This is a genomic window from Arthrobacter sp. HY1533 (assembly GCF_027568515.1).
GTDB lineage: Bacteria > Actinomycetota > Actinomycetes > Actinomycetales > Micrococcaceae > Specibacter.
Genome location: NZ_JANKZF010000006.1, coordinates 34,597 through 51,528, shown reverse-complemented (window position 1 = coordinate 51,528; position 16,932 = coordinate 34,597). Strand labels below are relative to the sequence as shown.

General features: G+C 61.7%; 12 protein-coding genes and 1 pseudogene. 5 read left to right on the top strand and 8 right to left on the bottom strand.

Annotated features, from left to right (window positions below; genetic code table 11):
* Positions 1–23: 23 nt before the first annotated feature.
* The 5 genes from murJ to PCK14_RS06605 all read left to right on the top strand — a co-directional run bounded on the left by murJ (position 24) and on the right by PCK14_RS06605 (position 7,842).
* Positions 24–1,934 (top strand): murein biosynthesis integral membrane protein MurJ, encoded by a 1,911-nt coding sequence (murJ, locus tag PCK14_RS06625; RefSeq protein ID WP_269937673.1) that lies wholly within the window; start codon positions 24–26, stop codon positions 1,932–1,934.
* Between the two features lie 135 nt (positions 1,935–2,069).
* Positions 2,070–3,521 (top strand): ABC transporter substrate-binding protein, encoded by a 1,452-nt coding sequence (locus PCK14_RS06620; RefSeq protein ID WP_269937672.1) that lies wholly within the window; start codon positions 2,070–2,072, stop codon positions 3,519–3,521.
* Between the two features lie 127 nt (positions 3,522–3,648).
* Positions 3,649–4,605, top strand: coding sequence for a thioredoxin-disulfide reductase (gene trxB, locus PCK14_RS06615; protein ID WP_269937671.1), 957 nt, complete (start codon positions 3,649–3,651; stop codon positions 4,603–4,605).
* A 16-nt stretch (positions 4,606–4,621) separates the two neighbouring features.
* Entirely contained in the window at positions 4,622–4,948 is a 327-nt protein-coding gene (gene trxA, locus PCK14_RS06610) for a thioredoxin (RefSeq protein ID WP_269937670.1), read from the top strand.
* Between the two features lie 746 nt (positions 4,949–5,694).
* Positions 5,695–7,842 (top strand): HNH endonuclease signature motif containing protein, encoded by a 2,148-nt coding sequence (locus PCK14_RS06605; protein ID WP_269937669.1) that lies wholly within the window; start codon positions 5,695–5,697, stop codon positions 7,840–7,842.
* Between the two features lie 568 nt (positions 7,843–8,410).
* Here PCK14_RS06605 and PCK14_RS06600 read toward each other — a convergent pair.
* The 8 genes and pseudogenes from PCK14_RS06600 to yidD all read right to left on the bottom strand — a co-directional run.
* A pseudogene (locus tag PCK14_RS06600) lies at positions 8,411–8,818 on the bottom strand (hypothetical protein); the annotation flags it as partial.
* 1,485 nt (positions 8,819–10,303) lie between these two features.
* A complete protein-coding gene (locus PCK14_RS06595; RefSeq protein ID WP_269937668.1) occupies positions 10,304–10,771 on the bottom strand; it encodes a GNAT family N-acetyltransferase in 468 nt (155 codons plus the stop codon).
* 1,230 nt (positions 10,772–12,001) lie between these two features.
* Positions 12,002–13,024, bottom strand: a complete 1,023-nt coding sequence (locus PCK14_RS06590; RefSeq protein ID WP_269937667.1) for a ParB/RepB/Spo0J family partition protein — start codon at positions 13,022–13,024, stop codon at positions 12,002–12,004.
* A gap of 87 nt (positions 13,025–13,111) precedes the next feature.
* Positions 13,112–14,119, bottom strand: a complete 1,008-nt coding sequence (locus PCK14_RS06585) for a ParA family protein (protein WP_442864680.1) — start codon at positions 14,117–14,119, stop codon at positions 13,112–13,114.
* 116 nt (positions 14,120–14,235) lie between these two features.
* Positions 14,236–14,883 carry a 16S rRNA (guanine(527)-N(7))-methyltransferase RsmG gene (rsmG, locus tag PCK14_RS06580; RefSeq protein WP_442864675.1) on the bottom strand — a complete coding sequence of 216 codons (648 nt, stop codon included), beginning with the start codon at positions 14,881–14,883 and terminating at the stop codon, positions 14,236–14,238.
* Between the two features lie 87 nt (positions 14,884–14,970).
* Positions 14,971–15,546 (bottom strand): Jag family protein, encoded by a 576-nt coding sequence (locus PCK14_RS06575; RefSeq protein WP_269937664.1) that lies wholly within the window; start codon positions 15,544–15,546, stop codon positions 14,971–14,973.
* Positions 15,546–16,511 carry a membrane protein insertase YidC gene (yidC, locus tag PCK14_RS06570; RefSeq protein ID WP_269937663.1) on the bottom strand — a complete coding sequence of 322 codons (966 nt, stop codon included), beginning with the start codon at positions 16,509–16,511 and terminating at the stop codon, positions 15,546–15,548. Before yidC ends, PCK14_RS06575 begins: the two co-directional genes overlap by 1 nt.
* Before the next feature lie 18 nt (positions 16,512–16,529).
* Positions 16,530–16,925: a membrane protein insertion efficiency factor YidD gene (gene yidD / locus PCK14_RS06565; RefSeq protein ID WP_269937662.1), complete on the bottom strand. Its 396-nt coding sequence runs from the start codon at positions 16,923–16,925 to the stop codon at positions 16,530–16,532.
* Positions 16,926–16,932: the final 7 nt, after the last annotated feature.

Sequence of the window (16,932 nt, the reverse complement as noted above, 5' to 3'; positions counted from 1 at the left end):
CCTGCAGTGAGAAGATGGGAACAATGTCTAACCATGAACGGGTGAACATCCCGCCCAAACCAACCTCAGCGCCACGGTCGGCTGCCCTGCAGGCCAGCATGGACACCTCGATGCTGGCCGTCGTGCAGGCCTCGCCCCAGGCGGCCATGCAGGCGTCCCCGTACACGCAGCAGCAGCCGGCGGCCACCCACCTGAACGTGGGCCGCACGCCGTCGACCATTCTGGCTGAGCACGCACCGCCTGCCGAGCCCGAGGCCGAGTCATCCGGCGGCAGCATGCGTTCCAGTGCCGTCCGCTCCAGCGCCTCCATGGCGATTGGCACCATGGCCTCGCGCATCCTGGGCTTCGTCAAGGGCATTGTGTTGGGCATTGCGATCGCCGGCAGTTCGGTGACAGTGGCCAACATTTTTGAGGGCGCCAACAACCTGCCCAACCTGATCTTCCTCATGATTGCCGGCGGCGTGTTCAATGCCGTGCTGATCCCGCAGATCGCCAAGGCCAGCAAGCAGCCGGACAAGGGCACTGACTTCATCTCGAGGCTGCTGACCCTGGGGGTCATCGGGCTGCTGGTGCTGACCGCCGTGGTCATGGCGTTGGTGACTCCCATCATGGGGCTGTCCACATCCTTTACAGGCAAAAACCTTGAGCTGGCCATCACCTTTGGCCTGTTCCTGCTGCCGCAGATCTTCTTCTACGGCCTGTTTTCGCTGCTGGGCCAGGTCCTGAACGCGCACAATTCCTTCAAGGCGTATGCGTGGGCGCCCGTGCTCAACAACGTGGTGGCCATCGCGGGCCTGCTCGTGTTCATTGCCGTATCCGGCCGTGCCACGACCAACCCGCACACCGTGGACAACTGGACCACGGGGCAGACCTGGATGCTGGCGGGCACAGCCACCCTGGGCATCATTGTCCAGTCCGCAGTGCTGCTCATTCCCGTGCACCGCCTGGGGCTGAAGCTGCGCCCCAAGTTCGGCTGGAGGGGCACTGGCCTGGGTGCAACGGCCAAGGTGGCCGTGTGGACCATGGGCACCATGATCATTGGCAACCTGAGCTTCATTGTCATCTTGCGTGTGGCCACGATCCCGGCCGGCGGCGACGGCGGGCCCGGCTCGGGCTCCACCATTCCCGGCCTCTTCGCGCTCAACCGCGCCACCGAGCTGTACATCATGCCGCACTCCATCATTGCCCTGTCCATTGCCACGGTGATGTTCACGGCCATGGCGCATGCCGCGGCGAGCAAGGACCTGGCCGGACTGCGCACCTCACTCGCGGGGGCCCTGCGGACCACTGGCATGGCCACGGTCTTTGCAGCCGTCGCCCTCGTGGTGCTGTCAGGACCCTTTGGGATGTTGTTCAGCGGTGGCTACGAAACCACCGGCCGCCAGATCGGCGTCACCCTGTCGATCCTGGCCATTGGCGCCCCGTTCTACAGCATCAACTTCATCCTGAACCGGGTGTTTTATGCACAGGAAAACGCCCGGACACCTTTCACCATCCAGTGCATCATGGTCTGCATTGGCTTGGGCACCGCACTGCTGGCTTCGCTGCTGCCGGAGGAATTCATCATCTACGGCCTGGCCGCCAGCTACACCCTCACGAATGTCCTTGGACCGGTGGTGAGCCATGTTCTCCTGCGCAAGAGGCTGGGCGACTACGGCGGCGGCCTGATCATGCGCGCGCACATGCGATTTGTCATAGCGGCACTGGCCTCCGGGATCGTCGGCGAACTGGGGCTGCGCCTGTTTGGCAGTTCCTCCACCGGCGGATTCATGTGGAGCTCAATCGGCGCCTCGGCAGTGACCCTGGCCGTGGTTGGCAGCGTCATGGCCGCCGTCTACGTGCTGGTGCTCAAGCAGCTGCGCGTGGCCGAGGTCGATGCCGTGCTCAACCCGCTGCTGGCGAAAGTCCGGGGACGGCTGCCCTCCCGCCGCTAGCCAGATTTCCAAAACAGGCGCGTCGGGCGCGTCCGGCAACCATGGAACTGGCAGTTTTGTCCGATAGAATCAGTGGAAATATGGCTTCGTGCGCATGACTCCACAAGCCACCATGCATGCAATGAGGAGGACTTGGTGCCACAACCCATCGATGTGGGCTCCATCCTTGGCGGCCGCTACAAGGTGACCGGCCGAATCTTGGCCTCCGCCGAGAACGACGTCATTCTGGACGGCCTGGACCAGGTGCTCAACCGCCCGGTCAGCATTCTGGTCGCGGCTGTCGACAATTCGCACCACCTGACCCAGAGCGCACGCGAGGTTGCCACGGGCGCCCGCATGTCCAATGTGTCCATCCTGGACCTGGGGGTGGCGGAAAACGCCACTTACCTCATTGCATCCCGGACCTCACCGGCGGACCTGCTGGACCTTGTGGTCCCCACGGAGCCGGTGGAAGAGGTCTACCAGGAGCCTTTCTTCACGGACACGCTCGGCACCGAAATCTTTGGCAAGGCCCGCGATGCGGCACCGACTGGCAGCCCGTACGTGTACGAGGACAACTCGCCCATGACGCCCGGTCACCCGCAGCCCGTGGTGCGCCGCGAGCCTGCGCCGCAGCCGGTCCGCCCGGCCGCAACACCGCCCACGGCGGCAGTGCCGCCCCAGGCAGCCAGGCCGGCCCCCGCCGTCGTTCCTCCCGCGGCTGCGGCGGCCCCGGCACCTGCCCCGGCCACAGCTGCTGCCCCCAAGGTGACGCTGTGGGACGAGGAAGACTACGGATTCATCAATGAGGACCACGAGGAAACCGCAGCACGCCGCCCGGGCACGTTCCCGGCCGCGCTTCGCGGCGACGACGATGGCGACGGCGACTCCGGCAATGGCGGCTACGCAGACGGTGACCTGCTCGAGGACGAGGACGACGGCAATGCGCCCCGTACCGGCGGCCGCTGGCTGACCGGCGCCATTGTCAGTGTCCTTCTCATCGGCGCACTCATTTTTGCGCTTCAGCACATTGGCACGCTCTTCAATGGCGGAGACAACCAGGCCGGCACCACCACGTCCGCGGAAACTCCGCAAGCCAGTGCAGAGCAGACGTCGGAGAACTCCGAGAAGCCCGCGGAACCGGCCCCCGTGGCCCCCGTGGTCAAGGGCCTGACGGACATCACCACCTATGCTCCCGGCGTGCAGAACTACAGCGAGGCCTACTTCCCCCGGCTGAAGGACGCGATCGACGGAAACAAGGCCACCTACTGGCCCACCGTTGAATTCTCGAACGCCGACTTTGCCGGCCTGACTGAGGGCGTGAACCTTGTGGTGGAGCTGGCGGAAGAATCCACCATCAGTTCGGTGACAATCAACCAGCTGGCCGGTTCCGGCGGGCAGTTCAACATCCTGACCAACAGCAAGCCGGAGCTGGCAGGAGCTGTGAAGATTGGCAGCGGTTCGTTCAGCGCACCGGACTTCACGTTCACCGCCGCCCCCGGGGTCAAGGCAAAGTACGTCATCATCAGCTTCACGGAACTGCCCAAGCTGCAGCCGTTCATCACGTACCCGTACGGGCTGAAGATCACCGAAATCAGCATCAAGTAATCGTTGACGATATTCCGCCGCACTTCCGCGGCGGAATATCTTCACACCTGTCCCCGTTGTGGATAGCGAAGGTCAATTGGGCTGCCACACTGCGGCCCGGTCACTGAAGGAAGAGGAACACCCACCCGTGAGCACGCAAGCCACCCCCGCAAGCGATGTCCGTGACGTCATCATCGTCGGCTCCGGCCCCGCAGGCTACACAGCGGCGATCTACACCGCCCGTGCGGACCTCAAGCCGCTGATGATCGCTGGCTCTGTCACCGCCGGCGGCGAGCTCATGAACACCACCGAAGTGGAAAACTTCCCCGGTTTCCCGGAGGGAATCATGGGGCCGGACCTCATGGACAACCTTGGCCAGCAGGCTGAGAAGTTCGGCACCGAAGTGATGTACGACGACGTCACGTCGGTCGAGCTCGAGGGCGACATCAAGACCGTGACCCTGGCCGACGGCCAGGAGTTCAAGGCCCGCACCATCATCATTTCCACCGGTTCCGCATACCGCGAGCTGGGCGTTGAGGGCGAGAAGCGCCTGGTGGGCCACGGCGTGAGCTCCTGCGCAACGTGCGACGGATTCTTCTTCAAGGGCCACGACATCGCCGTCATCGGCGGCGGCGACTCCGCCATGGAAGAGGCCATCTTCCTGACCAAGTTCGCAGAATCAGTGACGGTTGTTCACCGCCGCGACACCCTGCGCGCTTCCAAGATCATGGCCGACCGCGCCCTGAACCACCCCAAGATCAAGTTCGTCTGGAACTCCGAGGTTGTGGGCGTTGACGGCGAAGAAAAGGTCACTGGCATCCGCCTTAACAACCTGGTCACGGGCGAGAAGAGTGAACTGGCCGTCACCGGCGTATTTGTTGCTATAGGCAACGATCCCCGTGTTGACCTGGTCAAGGGTGTTCTCGAACTCACCGAGGCCGGCACCATTGCCGTTGAGGGGCGCACGTCCAAGACCAGCGTCACGGGTGTGTTTGCCGCGGGCGACGTTGTTGACCCCACCTACCGCCAGGCCATCACGGCCGCGGGCTCGGGATGTGTCGCCGCACTGGATGTGGAGCACTTCCTGGCCGATCAGAATTCCTAAGAGAAAGTAGTTCGCCATGAGCAACGCAAAGAGCGCAACTGATGCAACATTCGCCGAAACGGTTCTGAATTCAGAAAAGCCCGTCATTGTGGACTTTTGGGCAGAATGGTGCGGCCCCTGCCGCAAACTCGGCCCCATCCTGGACGAGATCTCCGTTGAGTACTCGGACAAGGTCGAGGTTGTGAAAGTTGATGTTGACGCCAACCCGGCAATCTCCGCCAAGTACGGAATTACTTCCATTCCCGCCGTGTACCTGTTCCAGGGCGGCGAGGTGACCGGCACGGTCATCGGCGCACGCCCCAAGCAGTACTTCGAGAAGGAATTCTCCGGCGTACTCAGCTAGTCAGCTGCAGGGCCTTCCATATATGGGTCTCAAGCTTTGAAACTGTTGAAAGGTGTGGATCGGACATTGTCCGGTCCACACTTTTTTTGTGCCTTATTTCGCTTCCCCCAGATCGATCCTAAGCGTCAGAAAATGGATTGGCTTGCGGGCCGCATTGGGCGATTTTGGCCCTCTTTTGGGCTTTCCCTTGACCGCTGTCTCGATTCACTTCTGGTTTCACGTGAAACGGAAGTTTGGTCCGTCCGGTCACCGGTGGTCGAGCCTGTCGAGACTCGGTGGTCGGCCTTGTCAGCAGCGACTCAGCATGGCGCCCGCCTAGTCTGACTCAAAACATGCCCGAAGCCATGACTCTCCCTGGCCCAGTCACTGCTTCGTGAAGGGAAAGACGACGCCGGCGCATGTGGACCCGGACGCTGGCCGGGCGACTCGATCGCGACCGCAACACTACCAACGCCGCATCACTTAATGCTGGTTTTCTGCCAACGCTGCATCACCTCTGACCTGGAATCGAGCAGCCCGGTGGTCGAGCCTGTCGAGACCCTGCCTCGGTGGTCGAGCCTGTCGAGACCCGGCGCAGCCCCGGTGGTCGAGCCTTTCGAGACCCGGCGCAGCCCCGGTGGTCGAGCCTACCCCCGGTGGTCGAGCTTGTCGAGACCCGGCCGGGCCCGGCCCCGTGATGCGAAAATATGTCCTTGAACTTCTCCACAACCATTTCACTACCAGCAAATTTGATCTATAATTGATGTATGGGCGGTTCGGTGAATTTCCCGGCTAATCGGGAGGGTTCCTCCACCACAGGTGCTGTGGCGGAACTGCTGGATGCCTTCACCTTTCCCACCATCATCCCCTTGGCCACCGACATTGCGGCCCTGGAGGGTTTGCCCGATTATCCGGATCCGAACATGGCCGCTGTTCCCGATGCCACCGTCTCAGATAGGGCCAGGGATGTCCCGGATTCCCGCCTGACCGGGGTCCGGGCCCTGCAGGACAGCACCACGACGGCCTTGGCCGCGATGCACCGACACAAGAACCAGGGCGCTGCCCTCACCGCGGTGTTGGTGGAACGAATGCTCTCCGCGGCGGAGGCCGAAGCGGCCCTGCTGGAGTTGGATCCGTGGCAGCGCGAAACATCCCGGGCCGGGGTGCGGGCCGAAATCGCCGCGCTGTTTAACATCACCGAAGGCTACGCCGGGGCCCTGATGATCGATGCGGCCACCCTGGTCCGCCACCTCCCCGCCACCATGGAGCAGCTCTCGGCGGGGGTGTTGGGGTGGGAACATGCCGTCATCATCGCCGAAGAAACCAGCCTCCTCCGCGCCGCCCACCTGCCCCAAGACGTGATTGACGCGTTCGAACAAGTGTTGTTGGGGAAGGCGGAGCATGCCACGCTGCACAGTTTCCGCGAGAAGGCCCGCCGCACCCGGGAACGCGCCTACCCGGAAACCCTGGTCCCCAAAACCCGGCAGGCCTATGAGCGCCGACAGCTGGGGATCAGCAGGTCCCGGGATGGCATGGCCTGGCTCAACCTCTACGGCCCCTCACCCACGATCGAGGCGATCTGGGCCCAATGCACCGCGACCGCCCAGGCGGCCCAAGGCCCCCACGAGGAGCGGACCCTGACCCAGCTGCGTGCCGACATCGCCGCCGCCCTCCTCCTGTGCCAAACCCTCGAGGCCAATAACATCCAGGCACCCGCACCCGCATCAATCAACGAGCCCAACACCCCGGAACACCCAGCGGCACCAGGCGGCGCAGGCGGGCAGAGCACCTGGTTCACCACCCTGGCCGATACCGGTCCGGACCCCTGCCAGGGCGGGGCGTTCCCTGACCCTGACCGCCTCGGCCCACACTTCTACTCCTGGCAACTTCCCGTCTTTGACGACCCCAACTATCAGGACCCGGGCTTCCGGGAGCCTGACCCGCGCAACCAGCCCGACTGGCAAGTACCCGGCCAACCACCACACCTCACGGCCATGGGAAGCAAGGGCGCAGCCGGGCCCGAAACCAGTCCGGAGGGGAGCAGTGTGTCTGGATGTGGTGGTGGGGTGTGGCCGCCCATGCCACTGGTCACCCCGATCCTTCTGGTGCCGGCGTTGTCGCTGCTGGGGTTCACGGACGAGCCGGCCTGGATGTCAGGAGCAGGACCGATCAGTATCGAAGTCGCGAAGTACCTCACCGCGAACGCGCCGTCCTTCTACCGGGTCCTGGTGGACCCGATCAACAACCAACCCCTGGATGCCGCCCCCGATGTCCACCGGGTGACGAAGGCCATGGAGATCAGGCTTTTGATGAGGGACGAGTATTGCGTGTTCCCGGGCTGCAACGCCCGGGCGGTGAACTGCGAGGCCGACCACCTCCAAGCCTTTAGCACCGGCGGACCCACCACCTACGACAACCTCGAATCCCTGTGCAGGCTCCACCACAGGCTCAAGCACCACAAAGACGACAAAACCCGCAACGGCCGCATCCGCACCGAGCAAACCTTTGAACGGCAATCCGTCCACCCCCGCGCCTGGAGCCCCCGCAAGACCCCAGAGGGCATCGAATGGACCAGCCCCACCGGCCACCAACACCCACCCGAGCAACACGACACCCAACCACCGGTCTACAACGAAACCCTCAAAACCCTCATCGACGCCACCCTGAAGGCACTCCAACAACGCCAGGGACAGTCCAATGCACCAGAGCCCTGCCAGGGCGGGGATCCCGGACCCGAAACCCACCCCGACTGCATCGACGAAGACGACATGGACCCCGAAGATCCCCGCTGGGAAAGCTATTTTTGGGACACCGACAACCTCCCCGAACCACCCGCCCCAAGCGAGGAAGACGAGGAATCCCTCGACCCCACGAGCATCGAAGACTACCTCCGGCGCCACCACGGGGCCGATTGACCAGCACTAATGAAACTCACCGATTGTCGCGAGGGACGCTCAGAGGTCTGGCATCAGCTCTTGATCGGCCACGTTTCACGTGAAACTACAAGCAGGTCCGCTGCTACTGGGCGATCCACTTTACGGCCTCAAATCGGTTGCTCGTCGTCAGGGCGGGTCATGGATATTGATCTTGAACAAAGGGCGACTGTCCGAGCTTCTAGGAGCTACTAGACTCACGCCTTTCCCGTGTTCATCGTGTCCGACGTCAATGGACCATTGCTCTTTACGGCGGCGAACTGTCGGGTGGCCGGACACGCCCCAACCGATCCGCCGCCCATGTCCAAGGAACTCGTTGTCACTCGTCGGTGAAGATACCAGCCAACCTCGAGCAGGAATTGTTGCATGGAGCAAGAACGGCCAGCAGGGTCCGGCCCGTGTTGCCAGAGCGACCGGGCTTCCTGCACTTCCAGTGCCCGGTGGGAGCATGGACCTCCGGAATAGCTGGTCCATACCGATGTGGCGAACTTCGCCCCTACCTTGCGATGACGGTGGCCGCGCACACCCCGCTACTAGCTGTAATTGGTCATCACGCTGGTGACACTGGGTTGATTGGTGTTGTTCCGATGCTGGTGTGGATGTGTTCATCGTTGTAGCGGATCAGCCACGGGCCAAGAGCTTGGGTTCCTTGGGTGTTGCTGGTGCAGGGGCAGTGCGGCTTGAGCGCGGCTGAATTCCGGTAGGCGAAGGCGTTGGCGAGCGGGGAATGATCATCGATGACCGCGTGTATGTAATCGAACGCGGTGAGAACCTTCTTGTATTTGTGGGCCACGGTCGCTTCACGCCCTAGGGCCCTCCATCCACCGCCGTCGGGGATCCGGCCTAGCTTCATGACATCAAGGTGGATTGGTTCGCCCGGGTGTTCGCGTTCGTAGAGGCGCCCGGTGATGCGCTGGGCCCGGATCAGATCCCCGGCGACCAAGTCGCACCAGGCCAGCCACACCCTCGACTCGGTAGCGATGCACCCAACGAGAGGCGCACTGGCGTGGGACATCGGAATCTCCGGAACGTGAAGGTTTGGACAACTCCCCTAAGCCCGGATGCTCCCCCTTTTTTCAAGACCGCAGCGCCTCCAACCTCATGACCAGGGACAACTAGCTCAAGCAACCCCTATCCGCGGCATCGGATCCGACTACGCCCATGTGGTCATCGCTGACCGGAGACAATTGCTTACTCCCAAATTCATGCCATCCTGAGGTCGTCACCGCTTGGGGGTCTTGCGTCGGGTAGCGACACCTTTCGCCCCACCCAGTAGTTTTGCCGCATCAAACTCGTCCTGGCCGATATAGCTGGCACCTGCCAGACACAGCCGCGCTCGAGCACTTCATCGCCGACGTTGGGCGGCACCACGTCATCATTGGAACAGAACCCTTCAACTAGGATTCACCTGGCCATTGGTCATGTACATCAAGCGCCAAGACAAACGTCCATGGGCTTCCCTGTGCTCCAGCTCAAGCGACTTCCGGGGATTGTTGTTTGTAGAAGGGGCCGTTGTTTCGCATGTAGTCGAGGACGTGGCGGCGATCAGAACCTTGCTGCCTGAAAGTGATGGGCGCTCACCATGGAAGGAAGTCCCTGGCCGTGGAAGGCTGCAGCTCGCCGCGCAACCTAGAGCCATGCCGGCGGACGCGCACAGGCGAACGGCACCTTTGAAAGTACTGTCGTCACCGATGCTCCGGAGAATTTTCGCCCTGGTCTTGATGCCGACGCCTGACATGGAGAACAAGAACTATGAAGGAGGGCGGTCATGGACCAGTAACCCACTTCGTTGGCATGGAGCTCCAGTTGGTGCTTCAGCGCCTTGCTCCGGGCAGCGACACTGGGAACAGTGACCTCCACGGCCCCTTGCCGGCCACGTTGCCGCTGGTCTCTCCCACAGGGGCCACGATCTCCTCCACCAACCCTTCTAGGACCTCGTTGGAATGGCCCCGGGCGCTCAGCCGCACATTGGACCAGGATGCATTCCGAAACCAAGCGCGGTCATCGGGATTCCTGGAGACGGCCATCTCCAGCGAGGTAAAGCATTGAAACAAGGAAACACACATCCAGTTGAGCGCCGGGAGAACGTCGCCCTACCGGTCCACGGCATCGACAGTAGTGACCCTAGGCCGGCCTGAGCCGCAGCGGTGGTCACAAAGACACTCCCCCTGCGTCTCACCGTCGGGGCATGATCGGGGCTCTCGTCTTTGTCCAGTCCATAGCGGGCACCAGCCGCATCGTTCTTGATCGCGCCGCCCCGCTACACAACCTTGGAGCCAGAGACGACAACCAATGTCCCCCACGTTGCGAAGAGACTGCTACGCTTCGGCTCCGGGCCATGCCCCAATTGGCGCTTACCGGCTTCATCGTCGCACCAGGATGCACAGCAGGAGGATTCTTGGGGCGGTCTCATTGCTGGGAATGTCAACGAGAAATTAGTTGGCTAGAGGTCTTTGCTCATGCGAATGGAAGTAGGTTCGTAGCCCAGCGATTCATAGAGCCGGCGCGCCGCGGTGTTGAAACCAAATACGTGAAGTCCCAAGCGGGTGCCTCCATGCAACCTGACCTCATTCTCGGCCAGAACCATTATTTGCCGTCCGTACCCAAGTCCCCTGAACCGCTCGTCGACGACCACGTCCCACACCCACCACTCGCTCTTTGGTGCATCTCGTTGTGGACCAATCCAAATGGTCCCGACGGGTGTTCCCACTTCATCCACGGCCATTCGAACCACATGACCAGGTTGCGGCCTGCCGTCAGGAAACATGTCCTTGAACGATTCTTCTGCTGTCTTTCGTGCGAGGTCGGGGGCCTCCCCCGATCTGATGCGATCACCCACGTAGTCCTCGAGGCTGCTTCGAAGCCACGTCCGAATTTGCTCCCCGGTCATTTTCACAAGCTTGAGATTCATAGATAGATTCTGCCACGGGAGATTTGCGTCCCACCTTTCTGGGAGCTGCACGGCGATCTCCGCACGTGGTTTGGGCCTCTCGGGACCGGTAGCTCGAGAATCCTGATCGTTGCGGGCTTCCCCCTAGGGCCGTCCAGGGACCGGGCGCCTCACCAACTCTGCGGCAAATGCTATCGGGTCCCATTGGGCTTCCACGCGCACACGACCGAAACGCGGACCATTGCTCGGGGAGACGGGGTGCATCATGGATATTGCCCTGCGGGGCTTCCGGGCTACAGGTCCCAAAGTTGAGGCAGTGCCGGGCCGCTGCTTCCGCAATCAGCCGAGCCAGGGCCGGACCATCGACTCAGCTCCATGTGGAATCCCGGCCTGGCCTCACTCATGGCAATTGCCTTGATCGCTGGCCCAACGTCCGCGGTGAGGCACCGCTACCGAAAGTACCCTTTGCCTAGACGAACCGCGGGACTGGGAAGTGCCTTGCACCGCCCGCGGGGCGCTGGCGGGCCCTACAAGCCGCCCAGCAGGGCCCTGTGCGCCGATCGGCGCCCCTGAGCAGTATCCACTCCCCCGAAGGTGCTATCGGGCCTCAGGGGGCCACGCAGCCCCTTGGTATGGCCATTGGACCTGTCTGAGGAGCCCAATCGGGATCATTTCCCCCAATGCGACTCTCTCCAGAATCGCCCTTGCGATCCATTTGCGTCCATCCGGACACTCATTCGCGTGTTTCCCAGGTGGCATGAACATCATTCGTTCCAGGCCGCCCTCCCTGGTTGGCGCCATGATCCTAGATCTCCAATTGGATCCGCCAGCCTCAATCCGGTGAATCTCCCAAACTCGGGATCACCTCACGGCATTGTTCCACGTGAAACATCGAGCGTCCTCGCCCTCATCGGGAACCGGTGGCAGCGACCCACGCGGAACGTCTCGAATCAACGGGACGCGGCTGGATAGTTCCTCGGACCCAATTTCATTCCCGCGTGAACTACCTCCGGAGGAAGGTGATGGCAATGAACACAAATCACCATCCGGCCCGACGCGGACAGGCCCCGAACATGCCGCTGTGTCGAAAGAACCGCAGCAACTGCCAGCGGCTTCAATTCGCCGCTGTTGGCCCACTCTGAGCAAAAGATGCCAATCAGAATCTGGCGCTTAGGATCAATCCTGGAGAAGCCACTCAAATGACAACGGGGACTGTTTCACGTGAAACAGTCCCCGCATAAAGCGCTGCGACTAGTTGCCGCCAGTGCCCAACACATCCATGATTCGGTTCAGGTCTTCAACCGAAGCAAACTCGATGCTGACCTTGCCCTTGCGGGCTCCCAGGGAAATCTTGACATTGGTATCGAGTCGGTCGGCCAATGAGCTGGCCAGGAAGTCCAGGCGCTCGTGGCGTGGGCTCGGGGTCTTGCCTGCCGGCTTCTTCCCGTCCAGGGGTGCGTGGTAGAGCTGAACGGCTTCCTCGGTGGCCCGGACGGACATGCCCTCGGCCACAATCTTCTGTGCGAGTTGCTCCATGGCTGCCGGTTCCGGAAGGGCCAGCAGCGCCCGCGCGTGCCCTGCGGAAAGGACTCCTGCAGCCACGCGGCGCTGGACAACGGGAGGAAGCTTGAGCAGGCGAAGGGTGTTTGAAACCTGGGGCCGCGAACGCCCGATGCGGTCGGCAAGCTGCTCATGCGTGGTGCCAAAGTCCTCAAGCAGCTGCTGATAAGCAGCAGCCTCTTCCAGCGGATTCAGCTGGCTACGGTGCAGGTTCTCCAGCAATGCGTCGCGGAGCAGGTTGTCGTCAGTGGTTTCGCGGACGATGACCGGAATTGTCTCAAGTCCGGCAGCCTGGCTGGCGCGCCAACGCCGTTCACCCATGACCAATTCGTACGGCTGGTCGCCTGTTTCGGTGGACTTGCGCACCACGATCGGCTGCAGGACGCCAATTTCACGTACTGAATGGACCAACTCGGCCATGTCGTCTTCATCAAAGACAGTTCGTGGCTGCTTGCGGTTCGGGTGGATCAGCCCAACGGGAAGTTCCATGAAAGTGGCGCCGGGAACCTCAACAAGCTCCACTGGCTCAGCGGCAACAACTGGCTTCTTCGCAGCGCGCGTAGGCTGCGCAGCTCCCGCAGGCTTGCGGCTCTTGGGTTCAGGAAAGAACAGGTCCACGGGCCGCGTGGGCAGCGAGGATCCTGTTTCATCGCCTGAAGAACTGGGGATTAGGGCACCCAAGCCGCGACCAAGACCCCTGCGCTTGTCAGTCATTGAGACATCCTCCATTGAATGAACCCCACCGTTGTCGGGTTCTGATGAACTTCATTGTAAGTTGAAAAGTGTGCAGCCCTGTGGAGGCTACGGTATCGACCGCTCGGCAAGTTCCGCGGCGGCTTCAAGGTAGGACAATGCGCCCGTTGACGACGGGTCGTACGTCATGACCGTCTGCTGGTAGCTGGGGGCCTCTGAAATACGCACAGAGCGCGGAATCAGGGCCTGAAGGACCTGCTGGGGGAAGTGTTCGCGCACATCTGCCGCCACATGGGCCGCCAAATTGGTGCGGCCGTCGTACATGGTGAGCAGGATGGTGGACACCACCAAGTCAGAATTCAAGTGCTTCTGAATCATTTCGATGTTCTTCAGGAGCTGGCTCAGGCCCTCCAGTGCATAGTATTCACACTGGATGGGGATCATGACCTCGTTGGCAGCGCAGAAAGCATTGACCGTCAGCAATCCAAGGCTTGGCGGGCAGTCAATGAAAATGAAATCCAACCGTTCCTGGCCATTGTTGGCGCGGAACTTCACGTACTCATCAATTGCCCGGCGAAGCCGCTGTTCGCGTGCCACCAGGGAGACCAGTTCAATCTCGGCTCCAGCCAGGTGAATGGTCGCCGGTGCGCAGTACAGGTTGTCAATGTCAGGGCATTCCGCAATGACTTCAGCCATGGAGACGTCGTTGATCAGCACATCGTAAATGCTGTCCACATCCGCGTGGTGTGGCACGCCAAGTGCCGTCGAGGCGTTTCCCTGTGGGTCGATGTCAATGACCAGGACCTGCAAGCCTGCGGAGGCCAGAGCTGCCGCCATGTTGACCGTGGTGGTGGTCTTGCCGACGCCACCCTTCTGGTTGGCAACAGTCAGGATGCGCGTGCGTCCGGGCTTCGGCAATTTGCGGCCCAGCAGCCGTTCGCGGCGCTTGGTTTCATTGACCAGCTGGCTCGCAATGGGGCTGCTGTCATCGAAGTCATTGTCGAGCGGGCTAATGGCCGCCACGTCTGTTTCACGTGAAACATTCAGTTTCACACCGGAATAATCAACCATTTTTGGTTGATTTGAGGCATTCGAACGTGCCGATCCCAAGGTCATGAACGGAGGGATCCGTTGCGAAGCTGCTTCGCTGCTGGTCACGCTGACACTCTCACTTTCCTGTGGCGTTGTTTGCCGTTCTCTAGCCTATCGGTTCCAGCCGACAGGCGCGGGGATCAGCGCCGCTTCACCTTTACACGAACTACAGTTGTCGGCTCTTCCAAGACATCCCGACCGGCCACAACAACCTCGGTAAGGTAGCCACCAAGATTCCTGATGGTCTTGCCTGCCGTGGCGATTTCCTCTTCAGCGCTGCGTCCCTTGATTGCCAAGAGCTCGCCCTCGCCGCCAAGAAGCGGAATGGTCAGCGGCGCCAAGGTCTTAAGTGCGGAGACGGCCCGAGCCGTCACCACTGAGCACTCCACCTTGCCGATGGCAGCCTCGGCCCGTGAACGGATGATCTCAACATTGCTCAGGCCCAGGTCCATGACGACTTCCTCGAGCCAGACCACGCGCCGCTCCAGCGGTTCAATGAGGGTCAGGTACAGGTCCGGGCGGGCAATGGCCAGGCACAGGCCCGGCAGGCCGGCGCCACTACCCACGTCGGCGACCTTGGCGCCGTCGTCAATAAGCTCCGCCACCACGGCGCAGTTCAGGACGTGCCGGTTCCACAGGCGGGGAACCTCGCGGGGGCCGATCAGCCCGCGCTCAATGCCCGATGTGGCCAGGTGTTCAACGTAGCGCTTGGCCAGGTCAAGCCGGTCACCAAAAATACGCTCCGCTGCAACGGCTTCCTGCTCAGTAAGTTCCACCACTGTTTGCATCCTCTTAAACCCATAAAATCCAGATCCCGGCCACGCGGTTCACGCAGCGGCCGGGATCAATTGGAAAACTTCTTCAAATGGCGTGCACTACTGTGCAGCCGTCACCACGATGTGGCGCTTGGGGCCTTCGCCCTCTGACTCTGACTCCAGGCCCAGCTCGGCAATGGCGTCATGGACGATCTTGCGCTCGTAGGCGCCCATCGGCTCCAGGGCCACGGACTCGCTGCCGGCTGCAATCTGAGCAGCCGCATCGTTGGCAATCTTGGCCAGTTCCGCGTTGCGGCGGTCCCGGTAGCCCGAGATGTCCAGAACCAGGCGCGAGCGGCTGTCCGTTGCCGAAAGCACGCTCAAGCGGGTCAGTTCCTGCAGGGCGTCCAGGACTTCGCCGTCCTGGCCAACCAGGTTCGCCAGTGAATCCGATCCTTCTTCCGCCACGATGGAGATGTAGGTGCGGCCACTGCGGACCTCAATGTCGATGTCGCCGTCGATGTCGGCAATGTCCAGCAGCTCTTCGAGGTAGTCGGCGGCGATGTCGCCTTCCTCCTCCAAACGGCTGACGGGAGCCTCAGCGGATTCGTCCGCGGGTGCCTGCACAGCAGCCTCCACGGTAGCTTCGGCGGGGGCAGTTGATTCTTCAGTGGCAGTCGGCACTTCTTCAGGCATTATTTCTTCTTCCTGTTCTTGCGCTGCGGCTGGCTCCGCTGGCCCTTGGCCTCAGGAATTTCCTCGACAGCTTCCTCGACGACGGTCTTCTTTGACGCGCCCAGCAGCGGCAGGCCCTTGGCCTCGCGGCGCTTCTGGTACTCCTTGTAGGCCGGGGACCCGGGGGTGGGCATGCGGCGGATGACGAAGAACTGCTGTCCCATGGTCCACAGGTTGGTGGTGGTCCAGTAGATGAGGACACCGATGGGGAAGTTCACGCCACCGATACCGAATACCAGGGGCAGTACGTAGAGCATCATCTTCTGCTGGCGCATGAACGGGCCCTGCATGGCTTCTTCAGACATGTTCTTGGACATGATCTGCTTCTGCGTGATGAACTGCGAGGCGATCATGGCCACGATCATCACGATCGACAGTGCCGCAATGGCGAAGGTCAGGTTGCCGCCCTGCATGGAAGGCAGAAGTGCGTCGGAGAGGCGTGCGCCAAAGATGGTGGCCGAATCGAACTGGGCCACCTGGTCATGGGTCATGGCCCCGATGCCCTTGGTTTCCTGGTTGGCCTTGGCCACGCCGGAAAGCACCTGGAACAGGGAGAAGAAGAACGGCATCTGGATCAGCATGGGCAGGCAGGCCGAGAACGGGTTGGTCCCGTGTTCCTTGTACAGTGCCATCTGTTCCTGGCCCATGGCCTGGCGGGACAGCTGGTCGGTCTTGCCCTTGTACTTGGCCTGCAGCTTCTTCATGTCAGGCTGAAGTGCCTGCATGCCGCGCTGCGCCTTGATCTGCTTGACGAAGACAGGAATCAGTGCCGCACGGATCACGAGCACCAGGCCAATGATGGCCAGCGTCCACGTGACACCGGAAGCGGCGTCCATCCCCAGCCAGGTCAGGACGTCATGGAAGGAAACCATGATCCATGACACGACCCACTTAAAGGGGAACAGAATTGTATCGAAGAAACCCATATTTCTTTATCTATCTCCTCAAGCCGCTTCGCGGCCTTGTGTTGCCTGTTGCTTGGCCAGAAAAACGTGCGGATGGTTCAGCTGGACAATGAGGGGCACCGTGGAAGGGTCGTCCCAATCAACATTGGCCGGCGAAGGCACCGGATCGAGGCCGCCTGCGCTCCAGGGATGGCAGCGCAGAACCCTGCGCGCAGCGTACCAGCTTCCCTTGACGGCACCGTGAACGGTGACGGCTTCAAGGGCGTAAGCCGAACATGATGGAAAAAACCGGCACACCTGCCCATAAATGGGTGAGATGACGCGCCGGTACAGCTTAAGAAGGACAATCAGGACGTTGCGGGGAAGATGCCACAGGAAAAGCACGACGGCGGAAAGCCACCTGGGTGCCTTGCCTGCGGTTTGTGAGTGGCTCACAAAACAT